Source organism: Leuconostoc carnosum, assembly GCF_014207505.1.
Taxonomy (GTDB): domain Bacteria; phylum Bacillota; class Bacilli; order Lactobacillales; family Lactobacillaceae; genus Leuconostoc; species Leuconostoc carnosum.
The window spans coordinates 71,100-92,171 of record NZ_JACHGL010000005.1; the positions used below are offsets into that span (position 1 = coordinate 71,100).

Genomic DNA, 21,072 nt, shown 5'->3' on the forward strand with positions numbered 1-21,072 from the left:
TCTATGGGTAAAAAAGTAAACATCAAATATGAAAATCCAGTCGTGCAGTATCAAGATAACTTGCTATTAACTACGGTCGGTGACGTTTGGGCTTATTATCAACTCAAACCTTTTCAAATCAATGTTGCCAATGCTCAAGACAAACAAAGCTTTAAAGAAAGTTTTATTGATGTCTTTGAACGCTTACAAAAATATGATGATGTTGATTTGAAACTCATTCCCGCTGACATGGACTTAGCTGGACGGATTCAAGGCACTAGTCCTGATTGGGCTAAAGATATATCAGACGTTGCGCAATACTATATGGGGCAAGAAGAAATAAATATTTTAGAAAGTGAATTCCAACCGGCTATTCGTGATGAATTTTATATTGGGGTCAAACTCAAAAATACTAATGTGGGCGATGATTTAAAAGACAAGTTTCAATTTGCCACGGATTTAATTTTAAGACGTTTAGCAGAAACAATGCGTTATCAAGTGAAATTTGATGCCTATTTTTTTGACCGCTTTACGGCCATGAACGATGATGTGCTCGGTATTTTAAGACCGTTAGATGCCAATAAAATCAGTGAAGCTAAACTGATTAACTTATTAGGCACAAGTTATCATCATCAAAACACCAAAGACTTTGCTAATATGCGGGATACGACTTTTGATTTAGCCAAAATGGGCATCGTAAAACGAGAAACCAAAGAAACAACCGATTATATTAGTCAATTGGTACTTAATCTACCAGACCGTTTGGATAATCTAGCTCTGATTCCGGAAATACAATCCTTTAAGTTTCCTGTTGAAGTTCATATCAAAGTCAACTTTCCCCAACGTGACGGCTTTAAAGGCATGAAACAAGAAACTCGAAGTTCGAAAGGAAAATATAAAGATGAACTACGTGATGCCTTAATGAGTGATGATGACAGTTCGCAACGGTCTAAAACCAATTATGCTTTAGCACAAGAACTAGCTGACGTGATGGATTGTAAAGATGCCTTTATGCAGTGGCTACTGGTGTTAGTTATTCGTGATGATGATTTAAAACATTTAAAACAAAAAATTCGTATGGTCAAAACTAGGTTATCCACGTTTAATCGTGATATCGAGGTTTTCCAACCCAGTTTTAATCAAGAAATGTTGTTATATCAAAATTTACCAGCAACGAACTTAGGCGTGTTTAAACGGTGGCGACAATTCACTACAGCGCCTGCTTTAGCGCAACTCATGTTTGGCACCAGTCATGAATTAGGTTCAAGGACTGGTTTTTATATTGGTCGAGTATTGGACACTAACCGTTATTTTAGTATCGATAGTGCGGTTGCTTCGTCAAGAACATTATTATTAATTAATCCAGTTATTGCCAATAAAGGGATTGTTGGGGCTAAAACTGATAGTCCACATATTGCCATTACTGGAGATACTGGTCAGGGGAAATCGTTTTTGGTTAAAATTCTGTTACTTTATCTAGCGATGTTTGATGTGAAGTTACTTTATGTAGATCCCAAACAAGAAGTTAGACGTTGGTTTAAGGCCTCACTACAAGAGAATGATAATCCGTTCTTTACCGAGTTGATGAATGCTTTTCACTATGTGACTTTAAATGCCAATGATAGTGCTAACGTTGGCGTTTTAGATCCGATGTTAACGCTCAACAGTCAAAGTACCATTGATGAAATTCCGAGCGTTTTGACTTTGGTTAAAGAGATGCTCGTACAGGTACGTGCTATCTCACAAGATATGGAGTTGGACACTGTTTTAACCAATGCCATCAAGCAAGTTTGTAATCAACGTTTAGCTGGAGAGAAAGTAGGCACCATGGCCATTGTTGATATTTTGAAGCATGGTTCTGAAAAAGCCAAACAGTTGGCTAATTACTATGAGAGTGTCATTCCTGACAGTATGTTAAAACTGGCGTTTAGTGATGGACATACCGATAGTATTGAATTCAATAAGCAACGGACAATTTTAGAAGTCACTGGGTTAGATTTACCCCATGCCAACCAGAAGTCGAGTAGTTATACAGAAACACAAAAGTATTCAGTTTCGATTATGTTGGCACTAGGAAAATACTTAGAAAAATTTGGGCGTGAAGATACAACTAGATTTAGTGCTGAAATCATTGATGAGGCGTGGATATTTAATGCTTCACCAGCTGGACGAAAAGTATTAGATGGCATTAAACGTTTGGGACGTTCGGAAAATAATATGTTGATTTATTCCACCCAACGAGTCGGTGATGTCAATGATGAAAAGAGTAATGGGCAGTATGGCCAGATATTTGCTTTTGATAGTGCTGATGAACGAGAACGAGAACATATTCTTCAACACTTTGGCTTACCAGTTAACAAAACCAATCTGGAAATGCTCAAAGATCTGAAAAAGGGACAATGCTTATTCAGAGATATTTATGGACGTGTTGGCAAGGTAGTAATTCATTCGTTATTTGAAGAATGGACGAAAGCCTTTAAGACCGTTGATAAGAATGCTGGCGCAGAATTAGAAGCACAATACAGTTAGGAGTAAAAAATGACACAACAATTTACAATACAAGATTTATTACAGTATTACCCCAAATATGAGGAGGGCATGAACTTAAATAAAGATATTGTCCGAAATATTCAAAAATGTTCAGATGACTTTCATGCTTTACTGATGGAAAATAAAACATTAAATCGAATAACTTGTTTACGTGATTTAGATATTAGCTTACAGTGTTTTTATGAAAATGCGCAGGAATTACTACAAGAAGGACGAACTGATAGTTTAGATATTTTTGGTTGGTATTTAACCATCAATGATGACTTTCGTTATGCTAAAGACAAATTACGAGGCAAAACAATTTATGTTTAGAAAACTCAAATATAATGATCAATATCTATCAAAGATTTTATTTAAAAGAACTTTGCTTTTTGTTTTGATTTTAGCAACATTTTGCTTTGGCTTTTGGTACTGGAATATTTTTCAAGCAATGATGCAAGGAAAATATAGTTGGTGGTATTTGTCGCCTATTATTTTAAGTATTTTGTTAACGGCTTTATCTGGTTGGGCTGTTTTTTGGTTTTATAAACATTATGCCCCAAAACATACTGATTTTTTCTCTCGTTACTTAAAGCGGATTGAACTTCGACAAATGATTAGTTTACTAGTTGTTTCTAAAGGCTTTTTTGATACAGAAACCGCTGAGAACAATACTTATTTAACCTATTATCCTAAACTAAAAATTAAAATGAAACACACGACTGGTCAATTATTGATTGAAGAGCCAATTGATGGTGAAAAGTATATGGCCCAATTTGCGAATGGTGATTTTGACCAAAGTGTTGAAACAGCTTTATTAGCTGACCGACAAACAACTGAATTTTTGAAAAACAAGATGATCAGTACGTTTGCGTTTGAACCGATTAAGTTTAGACGGCAGTTATTGGCATTACAGCCACAAAAAGGTCGGTTACAACTTGCTAAAGGGATTGATTGGAAATATGACACTTTTTATAATGCGTTAATTTCTGGAAATGTGGGTACAGGTAAGTCCTATACGATATTTGCTATTTTAGGACAACTACTGCAATTAACAAAGTACGTTGATATTATTGACCCCAAGCGTTCTGACCTAGCCAGTTTGAAATATATTGATGCCTTAAAAGGTAGAGTGCACAGTACACCCACAGAAATCAATCAAGCAATCATTAAATATTATCAAAATATGATGGCACGAGCTGAAAAGATGGAGAAGATTAAAGCAACCGGTAAGATTGGAACTTATAAGGATTATCATTTTGATCCATGCTTCTTAGTGTTTGATGAATTTGGTGCTTACCGAGAAATGAATGACCGGCTAACATTTAGTGATCCCGCCTATGAAGCCTATCAAATAGCTATGTCTAATCTCAATGAAATTGCTATGCTCGGTCGTGAATTAGGATTCTATCTTATTATTGGTATGCAAAGACCTAGTGCAGATAGTTTACCAATGGCGATTCGTGGACAATTGAATTTACGGATTAACATGGGTGTGCCAACACCAGAAATTGAAAAAATGGTCTTTCCAGACAATGACAAACAACTTCGTCCGTTATCTTCAAATCTAAAAGGATGGGGCTTTATCAAAGTAGGTGATAGTCAAGTACGTGCATTCTTTGCACCAGAAGTCCCCAAAGATTTCAACTTACATGAATGGTTAAGTGAGCAGATTAGAAAACGAGGACAGGTATGAACTTAAAAGAAAGAAAAAGCAACGCAAAAATTAATTGAAGTCGTGAGTTAATAAAATTGGTCTAAAAAGTATTAGTTTGTGAAAATTAACAATTTAACGACTTTGTGAAATTAAAAGATAGTGTTTTGAGTGGCTTGTGAATTTTGCTATTTCACAAACAAAAAAAAGGCTCTTGAAAGCCCGTCTCTGCGTTACTTTGTATAGCCTGCCTTATGTTAACTTTGATTGGTATACCTATACTATGTTAATTAAAACTATTTATCCATTGTTTAGCTTGGCCATAAGGATCATTTGTCTGTATGTCTGGAACAATTGGATCATTAACATATAATTTATTTTTACTATCCTTTACTCCAGCAGTTGTTAAGTACATGGTTGTTCCTGTATATAACGAAAAAGGACGATTAACACTAGTAAAACTGGCACTGTTTTGACCAAAATACTTAACTTTTGAAACCTTCTTAAGGGCTAGGGCAGTCATTTCTCCTGAACTACCGGTTTGTTTATTGATGATTACTGCAACCGGTACATTTGTTAGTTTTATATTATGATTCAAATCAATTGATGCTCCTCCAGCATTAATCGTACCTTTTTTTAAGGATATTCTCTCACTGGTACCATCGTGGGAAACAAAAGAAAGAATATTACCATCTGGTATTATTGATGAAATACCAAGTATCATAGGTGCCATATCACCACCATTGTTATTACTTAAATCAATAATAATACTTTTAATTTCGTGCTTACATTTAAATAAAAAATCGTTGATTTTGTTAGCATATTCATTGGCTTGTTGTGTATTTCCTTGAAATTGTGGTTCATGAATTGTAACTAGACCGTTATCATTAATGATTGTTGGTTCTTCATAATGTTCTGTTTCTGTGGTTATTTGTTTTGTGGTTACAATTTGAGAATGTTTTCCTCCTGCAACTTTTATAATTTTTTGGAGAATTGCATCAGCTTCATCGTAATTATGTACAGAGTGCATATCTACTAAAGCTTTTTTCTCAGTTTTTTGCCATGCCTTACTATTAGTGAAATAGCCATAAGTATTCATTTTCTTTATTGCAATTTTTCCATATCTTTCTGGTGAAGGAGGTAGCAGATAAAAATTAATATTAGGACCATAAATGTAAATTACCATTATAACTGCCAGAATGAAACAAGCAAAAATACTTGCGATTATCGTGAACCATTTTTTCATGTATAAAATTCTCTCTTTTTGAAATATAAATGCTTTAAAAGCACTTAAGTTTCATTTTAACACTAAAATAATTTGCATAAAATACTCTACGATTATTCTTTTAGTTACGAGAAAAAATTAGAATGGAGAAATTATTATGATATATCATGCTAGAAGTCCTGACACAAATACTGGTTATTAACATATATTTATTTTTGATTATTAGAAAGAGTAGGAAAAAAATATGACTTTTGACGTTAAAAAAGTACAATCACTATCAGAACAATCAATTGCTGATTTAAAAACAATTGAGAAATTAGGAGATTTGGAACATCTCTCACAGCTAAGCGATGAATTAAAACGAATTCTTGCTGATGGTAATTTGGAAGAAATTAGTCCGATGTTGCCACCATATATTACGGAAATTCGGAAAAATATTGGGTTCTTATTGGGTAATTATAAGTCAATTAGAACGCATGCGATTAATCGTGATAAAGAGCTAAATTCATTGCTGGATCAACTCTCACGAATCAAGTAAATAGGTAACGTAAACAAGTTGATGGTCTAATTCCTAGATAGTCAACTTGTTTTTTGTACATAGTGCTTGCTTGAGTAGAGTGGTTCGACCGACCGGGAGAGCCAGTGCCACGCCCTGCCCTTAGCGTAGCGTAAGAGGGCAGGGTGCGTGGTCGCGGTTAAACACGAATGACCATGAGTGTCAGCGACTGGCACGCACTCTGCTCAAGCAACCACAAAAAAGACTTTAACCCCCAGTTACTAACAGGGGGGTTAAACCGGTAAAAACGCTGAAAGCGTCAACCCAATATGGGGAATAAACGCTGATATGAAGCGATTTAGATTAAAAAAAGCAAATGTCCGGTTGAAAACGTCAAATCGGACATTTTGAGAAAGGAAAGCCGACATGATAACGATTAATCATGAACCAAAAGCCTACACACCTATTTTTTTAGGGACAACTCAACATAGCATACGGTTATCGTTAGAAATCATTATCATGATTGGTATGAAACGGCATGATGAAATTATTGAAACTTATAACGTGACCGTCTCGACTATTGCGTTAGGACAATTACCTAACATTGGTAGTGAGATTGCGATTGATGAAATGACCGGTAGTGAGTTATCCGGCTTCAAAGCAAAAGTGAGGCAGTCTGATGCGCAAAGTAAAAATACGGTTTCAACTGAATTAGAACAATTAGTTGATTTAAAAAATGTTGGTCGCTATCAACTGTTGAAAGGAAAAAAGACAATGACACAAGAATTAAATGTACCAGAATTAACAAATAATAATTTGATATTAATACGACAATTACTTGATGTAACACAAGAAGAATTGGCAATTACTATGGGTATCAATGAAAAAACAATACGACGTATTGAAAATAAAGAACAAGGTATTAGTGAACGTTTTGTAAACAATTTACTATCAGTTTATCCAGATTTAGCTCAAAGTATTGAAGTACAATTCGATTGGATTTCGTTGACGTTCCCAGAGTTAACTTCAAAGCAAGTGATTAATGATATCCTCAATATTCAACCTGATTTATTTTTGGAACGCCCAACATCACAAAACTTCTACACGCGTGAAATGGCATTTGCTGGCGAAAAGAACATTTATATTCAAGACTTTGCACCGATTAAAAACCCTGAAACACAGGCCATTGAACAAAAGTATGGGACAACTTTATATTTAACTGGTAAAGGCACACGCCTATTTGAAAAAGCTTTGTTAGAACAAAATATTAATTGGCATGAATTTTTTCAAAAAGCGAGACAGTATCGAGGACATTTAACTCGGTTAGATATTGCCATTAACGATAAATGGGGACTTCTAGATATGAATGACCTTGTAAAAGCCGTGCAAGAAAAACGGTTTTGGAGTAAATCAAAATCCTACGCAGTTCATGGCAACGTTGATGATGGTTGGACAGTAAACTTCGGGAAATCACCGTTTGTTATTCGTGCTTACGATAAGCGCAAAGAACAAGCCAGCAAAGGCTTTGACACAGACGTACAAAACCGTGTGGAATTAGAATTACATCAAGATAAAGCAGAATATGTCATTGATGAGTGGTTTGATCAACATAACAATAAAACATTAACCGAAATTACCTTTGACATTCTGTATACGTATCTTTGGTTTACTGATAAGCCGATTAAGGAAAAGCTACTAAAAGCTGATAAAGTGCGTGACACGATTGAAGATTCCGTTGAACCAATGCCCGCTTGGTCATTACTAACTGCTTTAGGTCATAAAATGAAATTTATTCGTCAACCCAAAGAACAAAGTATTGAACGGATTGAAAAATGGGTTTTAGATTCAGTTGTTCCTAGTCTAGCAGTCTTAAAGAAAACTGGTCATTGGGCAGAAGTGATTGAAGCCATAAATAGTGCTGAATTATCTTCTGAACAACAAAAGTTGGTTAAGGCTACGATGATTAATGCGATTACACAGGCTAACCAAAAATTAACTATTAACTTTGAAAAACCTCAAAAACGTTATCAAGAAATTTAAAAAGGAGAAAATAATGACACAAAAAATATGGTTACAACCAGACCAATTAGAAAACTACGTCGATCAACTACAAGGTTTCAGACACATGTATCAATCATTATTGACCGTTTTAGCATCTGATCGTCAGAATTTTGAGTTTAAACCTGGGGCACCAAACTTCCAAAACACACTCCAGATGTCAATGAAGTTACATCGTTACATTCAATCAGTCCAATCACAAACCTTTGGTGATGTCCTGTTTTTCGGTAAAAAGTTAGATAAACAAGTACAAACTTTAGTTGAAACCAGTATTGCTTTAACCTTTGAGTACCGTGACTTAACCAACTTATTGAATGGCCATGATGTTAATAGTGAAAATGGTATAAATCTGATTGAAACCCAGTTAAAACAAGCGAAAAAACAGCTTTATGAAGCCAACTGATAAGTAATATTAGGCTATTAATTTTTAAAACGTTTATCATCTTGATGTTATAAATGTTTGTTAGTCTAAAATTGTACATTATTGAGCAAAGGAGAATGAAAAAATAAATGTCAGCAGAAGAACCAAAGAAAAGGAAACGACAACCACGATTAAACGAAAATCAACGCTATTTAATCGAACATTTGTGGAATAATGAACAACTCTCACAAACTGATATTGGGCGTCAATTAGGTTATGACCCATCAGTGATTAGTCGTGAATTAGACCGTGGCAATGTGCTAGACTTCTCTAATCTAGACCGTCACACTTTATTAAAAATGAACATTCATGCACGCATTAAGTACTCAGCGCAACGTGGTCAATATATTGCTACTAAAAAGCGTTTTCGTATGGGACAAGGACTTTTACTAACACCAGAACTAAAAGAACTAATTGAACACTGGATTAATGTGGAACATTGGACACCTGAACAGATTGCCGGCAACGTGCAAGATGTAGAAGTATCGTCCTCAACTATTAGAGACTGGTCAAAAAGGGGGCTAATTAATATTCGTACCCACAAATATCATCGTCAAGATGGTTCACCTAAGCAACGAGAATTAGCCAAGAATCAAAGAGCAAGACAAAGAGAGATTGCTCGCTTACGAGAAAACTTACAAAAGAGCGGTGAGTTAGTACGCCATTCCATCTATGATCGTTCACCAGTCGTAGCTAAGCGAAAACAATTTGGTCATTGGGAAATTGATTTAGTGTTACCAATGAAACAAAACAATGGGCAATACCAAGACCATTCAGCTATTATGACCGTCGTTGAACGAAAGACACGCTTTTATGCTTTGATTAAAGTTAAAAGTAAACAATCAAAAGATATGATTGAAGCGTTTAAATTATTTTATGAACGCTATGGTAAATCAGTAAGAACAATTACCGCTGATAATGGGTCTGAATTTATTTCTTGGGATTTTTTGGAATACGTTCAAAAAGAGCTTAAAATCAAGCTCTATTACTGCACACCATCATCACCACATCAACGAGGTTCAAATGAAAACCGCAACGGTAAATTACGTGATTGGTTCCCCAAAGGAACTAGTTTTAAACCTGTAAGGCAAAGACAGTTAGATGAAGTTGCTGATAAGATGAATGCCATGCCAATGCGAATCGCCTTACAAGGTAAGAGTCCAATTGAGCTATTTGATAAAGAATATAAAACGATGCAGAGGTATCGCCGTGCGTATGAGAAAAGAAAAATTAGGAGAAATCAAGATAAATAATATCTTGTGATAAGATTTATTGTTATTTAAGTGACTTCATGAACTACTTTGTTGTATTATAAAATTATGCTTCAATAAATACTATGTAAATTATTGTTAGACAACACAGCGTGAGTTCCTATTAGTGAATTCTTTTAAAAATGGTAATGAGGAATAAGTAAATTCATGGATATTGTAAATTACATTGAGGGAAAGTATCGAGAAATTAAACCGTACGAAGATATTGAGTTTTTAAAATTATATTCATGGGTGAATCAATCCCAACTAAAAAGTATTTTTTCAACGGTGCATCATTTAATGGTCAAAAATTACAGCCGTATGAATGAACGCCTGCCAACAAATGAGCATGTTAACCATTTTTGGGCTGAGAACAGTCGAGAATTACTTCTTGCAATCGAAACTATTCAGGGACTGCATAGAGTACTTGACGGCAGTGAATATGCTTTTGATATTGATTCTTATTATAGTTCTATAATTGAAAAATCATTATCATTTTTGTCTAAGAGTAGTGGGAGTGAAATACCAGCTCATATGGGTAAAGTTGAAATTTACTACACCATACCAATTTTTGTTCATAGCAACTTAATTAATACATCAATTAGTCAAAATGACAAACGGTATTCTGTTCTAAAATCCATAGGTGAGGGATCTTATGCTAAGGTGTATAAATACAAAGATGAATTTTATCACAAAAATTTCGCTTTAAAACGAGCAAAGAAAGACTTGAATGCTGAAGAAATTAAAAGATTTCATCGCGAATATGATGAAATGAAAAAATTGAATTCCCCATATGTTGTCGAGGTTTATAGTTATTTGAATAATAACGAGTACACAATGGAATATTTAGACTGTTCGCTTTCAAATTATATTGAAAAAAATAACCAAAAACTTAGTTATTCTGAAAAAAGAAATTTGGTAAATCAAGTTCTGAAAGCATTCAAATATCTTCATTCAAAAGAATTACTACATCGCGATATCAGTCCTAGTAATATTTTGCTGAAGATTTATGAAAATGTGGTAGTTGTAAAAATTGCAGATTTTGGCTTAGTAAAAGTTCCAAATAGCCAATTGACAAACCTCAATACTGAATTAAAAGGTTCCTTTAATGACTCTGGCCTGATTACTGAGGGATTCCAAAATTATGATATACTTCATGAAACATATGCTTTGACGAAATTAATATTTTTTATTATTACTGGGAAAACAAACGTTTCCAACATTAAAAATCCATCTTTAAAGCAATTCGTTCAAAAAGGGCTATCTGCTGATAAGTCCAAGAGATATCAATCAGTTAGTGAACTGAATATTGCTGTAAAAGCAATCAAAGAGTGATAATTATTATAAAATAAATCAATCATAATAAAACAATTAATTTAAGAAAGATTTTTCAAAACAAATTGGTCGTCTCTATTATGATGAATAATGATTGCAAATACCAACTACCAGCATTAGCAAAACAGATTCATGAATAATCAAATTCCTTTAGAAAGCACTATAAAATTCCATGCCCAAGAATAAAGATACGGAATACCGTTATATCAAGACTCAAATCAGACTCATTATTAAATCTATTATTCAAACACTAAAAGCAGATTTGGAATCAGTGGAAGCGGATCTAAAAGAACAAGTTTATCGATTATATGTACCACAGCAACTTATATCCAGCACAAGTAAATCTTTATTAGAACAATTCGAACAGAATGTTCAACAAGCTGGATATACAACGTATATCGTAGATCAGTCATCACGTTTTGAGCAAGAAAATACTGTGTTTATTAAACTAACTGATCAGTGTATCAATTATGATCATAAAAAGTTGACCCAGTATTTAATTAACGAAAACGCGTATGTAAACAGTACGAGCTTTAAAGATTTAGAACATGTACGAATTAAAGCAGATCAAAAATATCACGGAATCTAAAAAAATACAGATTACCAAATGTAAAAATTTGAAGTATCTGTATTTTTTTAGCAACTTAGATGTGGAATTAAGATGTTAAACAGCCTAAAAATAATGATAAGAAACCGTGGACAGTGATTTAACATTGATGTACGACATTGGTATAATAGAATAAGAAGTGTCTTACAAATAAAAAAACAACCAGTGAAATTACAAAAAGATTTCCGGAACTTTACTAATTGATTAAACATCTGGTAAATGACTTGCAATCTACCCAACATTATTTAGTTAACATAATATATATTATCAAAAGTAAATTCAATAAGGCAGATTCTGTCAACCCACAATAAATTCATAGCTAAACTGTGTTTATAAAACTGCCATCATTCGATTTGTAAATCTTTCACTACAAAAATTTGTAGAATGCAACAGTTTTTTCCCTTGATCTGCAGAAACAAATCCATTCTTTTCATAAAATTTTCTAACAATAGGTTCTTTCCTTCATCTGTTAACAAAACTTTTTGCCTATTTTGAGATAAAAATAATGAATATTATATCTAAACAGTATACTCTACACAGAACCAATTTTTACATCACTTTTCAGATGGCACTTCACCTAATAGTTTTTTCTGTAACATAACAGATTCTTTCAATAACATATTAGTCTCATTTTGTGATTGTAATAATTTTTTAGTTTCTTCTAACTGAGCATTATAGCCCAGTGTTTCGGATTTTTCTTTCACAAAAAACTTATTAATAAACTTAACAAAAAAGAAAACACAGGCAGCGATAGCACCTAGTGTCAATACATTTTTAAAAACTTCTACAAGAGGTGTCAGAATGTGTTGCCATTCAGGACTATGATTCTGCGAAAATATAATTAACGATAAAAAGTAAAAGATTCCCGTAGCTAATTCAATGACACTTTGAATCAGTTTCGTCAGACTGCCACCCACAATCACACCAATTGATAATTGAATAATTGCAGGTGAAGTCACAAATTTTCTAAATTGGTTAGCTTGCGTTGAAGCTAAATCAGTATCTAAAGTAAATTTATATTTATTAAATATATATTTTTTCATTTCGCTCCCAATTATTCATCATTTTAATAACTATTATTATTCCATGATTATGGCTCTTTTTCAACTCCAACTGCATTAAAAAAAGCCATCAAATATAAATGATGACTTTGAGATAAAATAATTAAATTAAGCTTCATCATACCACGAGTAGTGATACATCTCGCCGACTGGCTTGTCTGTACGTTCATACGTGTGAGCACCAAAATAATCTCGCTGTGCTTGCACTAAGTTTGCTGGTAATACCGCTGAACGATATGAATCATAATATGCAATTGCTGCAGACAGTGAAGGTGTTGGTACACCAGCACTAACAGCTAATGCTATCACACGTCGAGTGGCATTCTGATAGTTTTCAGCGATAGATTTAAAGTAAGGATCCAGCAATAAATTATGCAAACTAGCATTTTTAGTAAAGGCATCAGTTATTCGTTGCAAGAATTGCGCGCGAATAATAGCACCTGCTCGCCATAGTTGTGCTAGTTCACCAAATGGCAAATCCCATTTATAAACGTTAGATGCCATACGTAATTGATCAAAGCCTTGTGCATAGGACATAATTTTACCAAAATAGAGTGCCTTTCGCAAATCTTCTTTTGTTGTATCAGTATCACCCGCAAAAGTAAAATCTGGACCTGCTAATACTTTCGATGCTGCAACACGATCTTCTTTCATTGCAGATATATAGCGAGCATACACTGATTCAGTAATGAGCGATTGTGGTGCGCCCACTTCTAGAGCAGACTGTGAAGACCATTTCCCAGTACCTTTATTTCCAGCGCGATCTAAGATAACGTCAACAATTGGTTTGTCTGAACCCAAATCATCTTTTCTGGTTAAAATACTAGCAGTAATTTCAATTAAGTAAGAGTTGAGTTCACCTTTATTCCAATCGGCCAGTGTATCTGCCAAATCATTCGAACTTAACTTCAGCACACGCTTCAAAATATCATATGATTCCGAGATTAATTGCATATCACCATACTCAATCCCATTATGAACCATTTTAACGTAGTGTCCAGCGCCATTTGGACCAACATAAGTCACTGTTGGTTTGCCATCTTCTGGCGCTTTTGCGGCAATTTGCTTCAATACTGGTTCTACTAAATCATAAGCCGCACGCTGGCCTCCCGGCATAAGCGATGGCCCCTGTAAAGCGCCTAATTCACCACCAGATACACCCATACCAATAAAGTTAATACCTGCTTTTGCTAACTTTTCTGAGCGACGAATCGTATCCTCAAAAAATGTATTACCACCATCAATGAGCATATCACCTTTTTCCAGATGAGGTAGCAATTCATCGATAACAGCATCCGTACCACGACCAGCCTTGACCATCATTAAAATACGGCGAGGTGCTTTAATCGACTGCACAAATGATTGGATTGTGTAATTTGGAACAAAATTCTTATCAGCATGCTTATTAACTAAGTCATCTGTCCGTTCACGTGAACGATTGTAGACCGCAACATGAAAACCACGTGATTCAATATTTAAGGCTAAATTTCTGCCCATTACTGCCAATCCGATAACACCAAAATCTGCTTGATTCATTTTAATACCTACTTTCCTTTCAATCGTGTTGTACTAAAAATTACCTCATTAACGAAATTAAACGAGATATAATGTAATCGCTTACATTATATCTCGTCAATACCTTGTTGTCAAAAAATGTTCTAAAAATAACAAGAGTGTGTTATATTCACCCTATTTATTCATTATTTTTTTGATTGCTGGAATCATTTCCTTTGGACTCGTCATTGGTGCAAAACGTTCTACAACTTGGCCGTCTTTATCAACTAAAAATTTTGTAAAATTCCATTTGATTGTACTGCCTAGGCTTCCCTTACTCATATCTTTCAAGTATTTAAAAAGTGGATCAGTATTCTTACCATTTACCGAAATTAAATGGTGCATTGGAAATGTGACACCATAGGTTAATCGGCAAGATTCAGCGGCTTCATGACTGGAACCTAACTCTTGTTTAAATTGATTTGATGGGAAACCTAAAACGACAAGCCCTTGGTCCTTATATTCCTGATAAATAGCTTCTAGTTCTTCAAATTGCGGTGCATAGCCACACTTTGTTGCTGTATTGACAATAATAAGAGGCTGCCCACGAAAACTTTCAAGTGAATATGCTGTACCATCCTCTTTTAAAACTTCAAATTCATATACACTGGTTGCCATAAATTTCCTTTCTAATCATTATCCTAAATGTATGCTTAAATACCATACACAGTTAATAATACCTAGTTTCATTATAGCGCTAACTATGAAAAACAAGTATTTATTTGATTTAAATATTATGGTTTCTACTAACATTAATTTCAGAAATTCTGAATATAAAAAGTAGCAATTTTCTATTAGAAAATTACTACCTAGCATGAATATTATTGTTCTTTACTTAAATCTATTAAGATTTTTGCTTGTGATTTATCCTGTGTTAGTGCTTCAAATCCATTTGAAACAATGTTTTCAAGAGTAATCATGTCAGTAATAACTGGCTTGACATTAATCTGTTCACTACTTACAAGATCAACTGTTTGTTGGAAAGTTTCCTTCGAATAGGCGATAGTCGTTGTTAATTTAACGCCAGCATTCATCAGTTTCATTGGATCAAAAGTAATCGGACGTGCAAATATTGACACAATGACAACAGTACCACGAGGTCTTGTGGCATCTATGGCTTGTTCAAAAGTTGGTTGTACGCCAGCTACTTCAAATGATACATCTGCACCACCAGGAATAATATCACTAATTGCAGCAATAGTATCCGACACTTCCGCGGGGTTCACAACATCAGTTGCACCCATTTCAAGTGCTTTCTTTAAGCGTACATCAGACAGATCAACTGCTACAATTTTAGTAGCACCAGCTGCTTTGGCAGCAGCGGCAACTAATACACCAATTGGACCAGCACCAAAAATAACCACCTTTTCACCAAAACGTAAACCACCTTCTTTAACCGCTTGAACGGCAACAGCTGTTGGTTCAATAGTTGCAGCTAGCTCCAGAGAAAATTCTGTTGGTAAATGATACAAATTTTCTTCGGGAACATTAACATGTGATGTAAACCCACCATCGGTACTCAAACCAATGAAGCTATAACCATCATACACATCAAGATCACTGGCCAAATTTCCCTTAGTCACCGTTGGGTTAATAGCTACATGATCGCCAACTTTAAAATTGGTAACATCTGTACCGATTTTTTCAATAATACCTGAAAACTCGTGTCCCATTGTGAGTGGTGCTTCTCCACCAGTTAGTTCATCAGGCTGATCAACAGGAATAAAAACTGGTCCTTCAAGATATTCATGTAAGTCACTACCGCAGATGCCTGCATATGCTACACGCACCACAACTTCATTTGACTTTGATGGTTTTAATTCAACATCTTCCACACGAACATCTTTAACACCATGCCATACAGCTGCTTTCATTAAATCTCTCCTCTAGAATAATAAATTTTAGGTTAAAAAACCCAGACTTTATTATACAACTAAGTTTGGTTTTTTTGTGTAAATTCACCAAAATGATTAACGAATGCCATGAATAAAAGGTCATTCTTAACATAAAATGAATAATTGTTCACATTTAACTAATCTGTCATGCTTTACCATCAATATCAAAATAACGCCATGTGCCGTCCGATAATTGCCTTGACTGATTAACAACCATCTCACCGGAATCAGCATCATAATAATGTACTGATCCTTGGCTATCAATAACTTCTTGACCTTTTACTTGATGACAATTATTATCAAAATACATCTTTTTACCATTAATCGTTTGATGCCCTTTAACCGCTACACCATCTGCACCAAAATAAGCCCATGAACCATCTGACAGTTGTCTAAATTGATTAACAACCATCTCACCGGAATCAGCATCAAAGAATCGTAAGTGACCTTGTACATCAACAACTTCTTGACCTTTTATTTGAGCATAATTATCATCAAAGTAAAGTTGCTGACCATTAATCGTTTGATACCCTTTAACCGCTACACCATCTGCACCAAAATAAGCCCATGAACCGTTAGACAGTTTTTCGAAACGGTTTACTATCATTTCACCTGAATCGGCATCATAGTAACGAATTCTGCCTTGCGTATCAGTCACCGTTTTTCCCTTGACTTGACTATAATTATCTTCAAAGAAAAGATTTTGCCCTTCAATGATTCGGTTACCCTTGACAGCCACACCATCGACCCCGAAGTAGGCCCATGAACCGTCAGACAGTTTTTCAAATCGATTAACTATCATTTCGCCGGAATCAGCATGATAATAACGTATTAAGCCTTGTGTATCAACTTTTTCGCGTCCTTTAATTTGACGATAATCATCATCAAAATAAAGTGCTTGTCCTTTAATTTGCTGAGAACCTTTAATTGCACTACCATCTGAACCAAAGTAAGCCCATGAACCGTCAGCTAATTTTTTAAATTGATTACTAATCATATCCCCAGAATCATCAGAGAAATAATACATCTTACCATCACTAGTAGTTATAAACTGATCTTTTGCTTGTACACCATCTTGGTTAAAATACTGTACTATTTCTTCACCATTAATGTGTATTGTTGTCATGCCTTTGTTTGCCATAGTACCATTCTTATCAAAATAGTGCCATTGCTTATTATCATCCATAAAATAGACATTAATCAATTGCTTACCTTGCTTATTGAAATAATAGACATTTCCGTTACTATTTTCCATATAAGCATCTTGCAATTCAATACCATTTGGCAAAAAATAGTAACCAAAACCATTAATTTTTTGAAATCCATAAGTCATATACCCATTTTTATTAAAGTAGTACCAATTTGATTGTTCATCTTGGATAAACGTATCTTTTGCTTGGTATCCACTAGTTGAAAAATAAGTCATGCCTTTATTATCATTAACAAAACCCGTACTAGCAGTTTGATTAAGTAACTGTTTAGGTAAAAATGCTTGATTTTGATTTGATGAACTCACCTTGAAATAATCATTGGTAGCCCAATCTTTTAAGACATAATAAGCACCACGTCCCTGTATATTACTACCATTAAAATACTTTGCTGACCATTCTTTAATCTTTTCACTTGGATCCATGGGTACCCCAGTAGAAATTTGCTTAGTTGTAAATAATGATGGATATAATTTTTTAATTGTGTCTAAGAATTCGCCACCATATAATTTTTGATATTCTCCGCCACCTACAGTTTGGGCTGCATAAAGCGTTTTATTAATCACAGAGTTTTCATTATAAATGCCCGAATTATTAACACGTTGCGCAGTTACAATTTGTTGTCCAGTCAAATTATATATTTGATCAGGTACCCAATCAGCCATCGCTTGAATTCCTGCTTGGTGCAGTGATTTAATTGCATCACGTAGTTGGTCAATTGTCCCATATTTTGTTGGTGTATCAAATCCTAGATCATAGCGATCTGTAAAAGCATAACCATTTTGGATAATAGAATCCAAGAATCCTCCTTCAGTACTTGATCGATATTGTGGTGGAAACTCAAAACTAGTAATCCCCCAGCTCTTATATAAATCTGAATTTTTGGCGATAATCACATTAGCATATTCATCTTCATTAGTTGGAAAAGATTGAAAATTTGAGAATCCTTCGTAAATTACCTGAGAATCTAGTGCAGCATTTGAATGAAATGTTTGTCCATTTTTAACTTCATCTACAGAATAACTTTCGGTAACTGCTGTTTGTTTATTATCAGCCCCAACTGGTACCCAAACAGCTAAATAGCCAGAAACTTGCGAATTCGCAAACCCTTTTATTTCAGAAGCATCAAAAGTTAGTTCACCATTATTATTCGTATATTTTATTAATGCATCACTAACATCCGAATCAGATATATATGTGGCAATGCCATTTTTTGTAGTGAGTAATACTGGTCGATAAGCTTGATTTTTATGGGCAGCTCCCATTTTTACAACTACTTGATCGAGTTGATTTAACTTCAGGTCAGGATTATTAGCCTCGATAACAGCTATCCCCTGTGTTCTTGTGTCATTAGTCCCCTGCTCGTCTGCTGTCATAGCGCCTTTACCATAACGTACAGAAGTCAGTACGCCACGGTTCCCATTTGCAGGCATACTGCTATCACCAGCCATATAATGCATCGCCATTTGTTGACCACCAGCAACATACTTTAAACGAGACTGCAACAATGTGTTAATTGCATCATAGTACGGTGATTTGTTTGCCATATATTGGCCATCATCGGTAAAGAGATCGCCATAATATGCTCGCGGTACTGTGTCTTTATTGGTTAGCAATAGCGCATATGTGCTAGGAATATTATATTGTGTAAACTCTTTATTTGTTTTTAATTGATCGGCATTGTAGATTTTAAATGCCTGTGTTAACTGATCCAAGGTTGGCGTTAACCCATCTGAATTAGGATCAATTCGTTGCTTGATAATTTCAGCAATTACGGTTTGTACTTCACTATCATGTGCACGAACAAATGAATAATTTGGACGTGCTACATTGTTAGTTGTGTCTATTGTACGGTCAACTAAGCTATTAGTAATTAGTGGTTCCAAACCGCTACGAACACTATTGCCGTTTTGATCAGCCGTGGGCATGGTCAAAGAATACTTTAGCGACAAGCGTAATTTGTTATCCATTGATAATTGGTTATCATGATTATCTTTGACATATTCTGCATCGTTATCACTCCAATCTTCTAAAATTGACAAATGCTGATTAGCAACACTGTCACTTTTATCAACACCATATGCTGCTTTCATATAATCTGTTGCAATTTGTAATAAATCAGCATCGACATTATCAACAGCATCAACACGTATACTATCAAAATTTGCGTCAGCATCTTGATTGGTAATTGACCCCAAATTTAATAGATAATACATCCAATTTAATTGTTCGGCTTGAACAGCAGGGTTTGAATTATCAACATCATTAGCTAATAAGAAATCATAACCACCTTGAGTTGGGTCAGTAGAATAAGAATAATAACCTTTTTGATTTGTTGGTGTACGATTCAAAAGTCGGTAATCTGAATTTGCATCAGGTGTTTTATCACTATTAACATATAATAATGCACCACCTTGTAGATGATCTTTATCATTTCCAGTTGTTGCATATTCACTGGCAATATTCCAATTAGGTTGACGTTTAACAAAATCAGAAACATTATTTTTTAGCCACTCAGTTTGCCCATCGTGGCTAATCTTTTGTTCTATTTTAATTTGTACATCCTGTGCGGCTTGATTTAAGACACTTTGACTATCTTGATTAGAATATTCAACTTGACTATTACTTAAGCCGATGCTTTTCATATAATTAAGATAGTTAATTTGAGTCACTTTATCAGGCCACCAAGTCATCAAAAGTGGACGAAAATCATTATTGGACGAGGATGTCCAATCTTTACCATTAACTAATATATCCTTAGGTCGATACCAACTATCCGCTGTTAAATAGCCATCAATTTCAGTAAAATTATCTGCAGTATCACCATGTACAGCATTATGTTTGGTAAAATTATTATTTTGACTTGTCAATCCTTCTTTAAATTGATAATCATTGGTTGGTACAAGAAAACCATTATCTTTGTCGAAATACAATACATGTCCATCGACTATTGTTGTAAAATTCTTCTTTTTTTGACCATTATCGTCAATATAATATGTCTTACCATCAATCGTTTGAATATTTTTAGAATTATATTGAGTTGGTGCAGTGAGTGATGCCGTTTGTTTCTCATCTTGTGGCGTTGAGATAGATTTATTGGAACTTGTTTCTTTTTTGTTGTCTTGATCACTGTTTGAATCTATTACTGGACTAGTTGCAGGGTCTTGATTCTCATCTGGTTTAACACCAACATCTACCTGATCAGCTTTCTCTACTCTATCATCAGCACTATTCTTATCTCGTAACGGCGTCGGGTTATTATCTTGGTTTGCCTTCTGTATATCGTTGGCAGCAACTTGACCATTTTTATCTGCTTTGTTAACAGAATCATCATCGTTATTTGGGTCTACTACTATATTGTTAACTGTATCTTTTTGTTCAGTTTTGTTAGCATCAGCTACTTGACTACTTTTATCAATTTTATTAGCAGAATTATCGTCACTACTTAATTTTGATTGATCTTGATTTGCAATCGCTTGATCCACCACAACCGCACGATTATTGTCCGTTACTTTTTTATCTTTCGGTACGTCAATTGTGACAATATAATCATCATCGCTATTCTGAACACTTTTCGGATTATCAGGTATCACTTTTACTTGAGCAATTTGTCCACTCTGTGTTGTATCAGCATAAACTTGTGGTACAGATAAACCAAGCCCTAATGATGATAACAATCCCGCAGTAACCCATAATTTGCCGGACTTATATAATTTTTTACGACAAGTCGTTTCTTTATTTCTCATTCTTTTTTCCTCCAAAATTGTTATTCCTTCTAGCAAGTGTATCTCACCTCATCT

The 21,072-nt window shown here is 34.6% G+C and carries 15 protein-coding genes; 9 read left to right on the top strand and 6 right to left on the bottom strand.

Going from position 1 to position 21,072, the window contains the following annotated elements:
• Positions 1-3 precede the first annotated feature (3 nt).
• From HNQ98_RS06445 to HNQ98_RS06455, 3 genes are read left to right on the top strand one after another with little or no spacing between them, the layout of a single operon-like run.
• Positions 4-2,508 carry an ATP-binding protein gene (locus tag HNQ98_RS06445; protein WP_184285014.1) on the top strand — a complete coding sequence of 835 codons (2,505 nt, stop codon included), beginning with the start codon at positions 4-6 and terminating at the stop codon, positions 2,506-2,508.
• Positions 2,509-2,517: 9 nt separating this feature from the next.
• The gene (locus HNQ98_RS06450; RefSeq protein ID WP_019040321.1) at positions 2,518-2,841 is read left to right on the top strand and encodes a hypothetical protein; all 324 of its coding nucleotides are present in this window, start codon (positions 2,518-2,520) and stop codon (positions 2,839-2,841) included.
• A complete protein-coding gene (locus HNQ98_RS06455; protein WP_184285015.1) occupies positions 2,834-4,204 on the top strand; it encodes an ATP-binding protein in 1,371 nt (456 codons plus the stop codon). Before HNQ98_RS06450 ends, HNQ98_RS06455 begins: the two co-directional genes overlap by 8 nt.
• Before the next feature lie 244 nt (positions 4,205-4,448).
• Here HNQ98_RS06455 and HNQ98_RS06460 read toward each other — a convergent pair whose 3' ends face one another.
• Positions 4,449-5,408, bottom strand: coding sequence for a S41 family peptidase (locus tag HNQ98_RS06460; protein ID WP_223318849.1), 960 nt, complete (start codon positions 5,406-5,408; stop codon positions 4,449-4,451).
• A gap of 223 nt (positions 5,409-5,631) precedes the next feature.
• Between HNQ98_RS06460 and HNQ98_RS06465 the strand changes: the two genes are divergently transcribed.
• The 6 genes from HNQ98_RS06465 (at position 5,632) to HNQ98_RS06490 (ending at position 11,536) form a co-directional block, all read left to right on the top strand.
• The gene (locus tag HNQ98_RS06465) at positions 5,632-5,925 is read left to right on the top strand and encodes a hypothetical protein (protein ID WP_184285016.1); all 294 of its coding nucleotides are present in this window, start codon (positions 5,632-5,634) and stop codon (positions 5,923-5,925) included.
• A 384-nt stretch (positions 5,926-6,309) separates the two neighbouring features.
• Positions 6,310-7,923: a replication initiation factor domain-containing protein gene (locus HNQ98_RS06470; RefSeq protein WP_184285017.1), complete on the top strand. Its 1,614-nt coding sequence runs from the start codon at positions 6,310-6,312 to the stop codon at positions 7,921-7,923.
• Positions 7,924-7,936: 13 nt separating this feature from the next.
• The gene (locus HNQ98_RS06475) at positions 7,937-8,344 is read left to right on the top strand and encodes a hypothetical protein (protein WP_184285018.1); all 408 of its coding nucleotides are present in this window, start codon (positions 7,937-7,939) and stop codon (positions 8,342-8,344) included.
• A gap of 107 nt (positions 8,345-8,451) precedes the next feature.
• Entirely contained in the window at positions 8,452-9,615 is a 1,164-nt protein-coding gene (locus tag HNQ98_RS06480; protein ID WP_184285019.1) for an IS30 family transposase, read from the top strand.
• Between the two features lie 165 nt (positions 9,616-9,780).
• Positions 9,781-10,947: a protein kinase domain-containing protein gene (locus HNQ98_RS06485; RefSeq protein ID WP_184285020.1), complete on the top strand. Its 1,167-nt coding sequence runs from the start codon at positions 9,781-9,783 to the stop codon at positions 10,945-10,947.
• Between the two features lie 172 nt (positions 10,948-11,119).
• A complete protein-coding gene (locus tag HNQ98_RS06490; protein WP_019040575.1) occupies positions 11,120-11,536 on the top strand; it encodes a hypothetical protein in 417 nt (138 codons plus the stop codon).
• 572 nt (positions 11,537-12,108) lie between these two features.
• Here the strand turns inward: HNQ98_RS06490 and HNQ98_RS06495 are convergent.
• The 5 genes from HNQ98_RS06495 to HNQ98_RS06515 all read right to left on the bottom strand — a co-directional run bounded on the left by HNQ98_RS06495 (position 12,109) and on the right by HNQ98_RS06515 (position 21,018).
• Positions 12,109-12,597 (bottom strand): MscL family protein, encoded by a 489-nt coding sequence (locus tag HNQ98_RS06495; protein ID WP_135197411.1) that lies wholly within the window; start codon positions 12,595-12,597, stop codon positions 12,109-12,111.
• 126 nt (positions 12,598-12,723) lie between these two features.
• Positions 12,724-14,151, bottom strand: a complete 1,428-nt coding sequence (gene gnd, locus HNQ98_RS06500; protein ID WP_184285021.1) for an NADP-dependent phosphogluconate dehydrogenase — start codon at positions 14,149-14,151, stop codon at positions 12,724-12,726.
• A gap of 153 nt (positions 14,152-14,304) precedes the next feature.
• Positions 14,305-14,787, bottom strand: coding sequence for a glutathione peroxidase (locus tag HNQ98_RS06505; RefSeq protein WP_014974285.1), 483 nt, complete (start codon positions 14,785-14,787; stop codon positions 14,305-14,307).
• A 203-nt stretch (positions 14,788-14,990) separates the two neighbouring features.
• Positions 14,991-16,043 (bottom strand): 2,3-butanediol dehydrogenase, encoded by a 1,053-nt coding sequence (locus HNQ98_RS06510; protein ID WP_135197409.1) that lies wholly within the window; start codon positions 16,041-16,043, stop codon positions 14,991-14,993.
• A gap of 166 nt (positions 16,044-16,209) precedes the next feature.
• On the bottom strand, positions 16,210-21,018 hold the full coding sequence (locus HNQ98_RS06515; RefSeq protein WP_135198109.1) for a glycoside hydrolase family 70 protein: 4,809 nt from the start codon (positions 21,016-21,018) through the stop codon (positions 16,210-16,212).
• Positions 21,019-21,072: the final 54 nt, after the last annotated feature.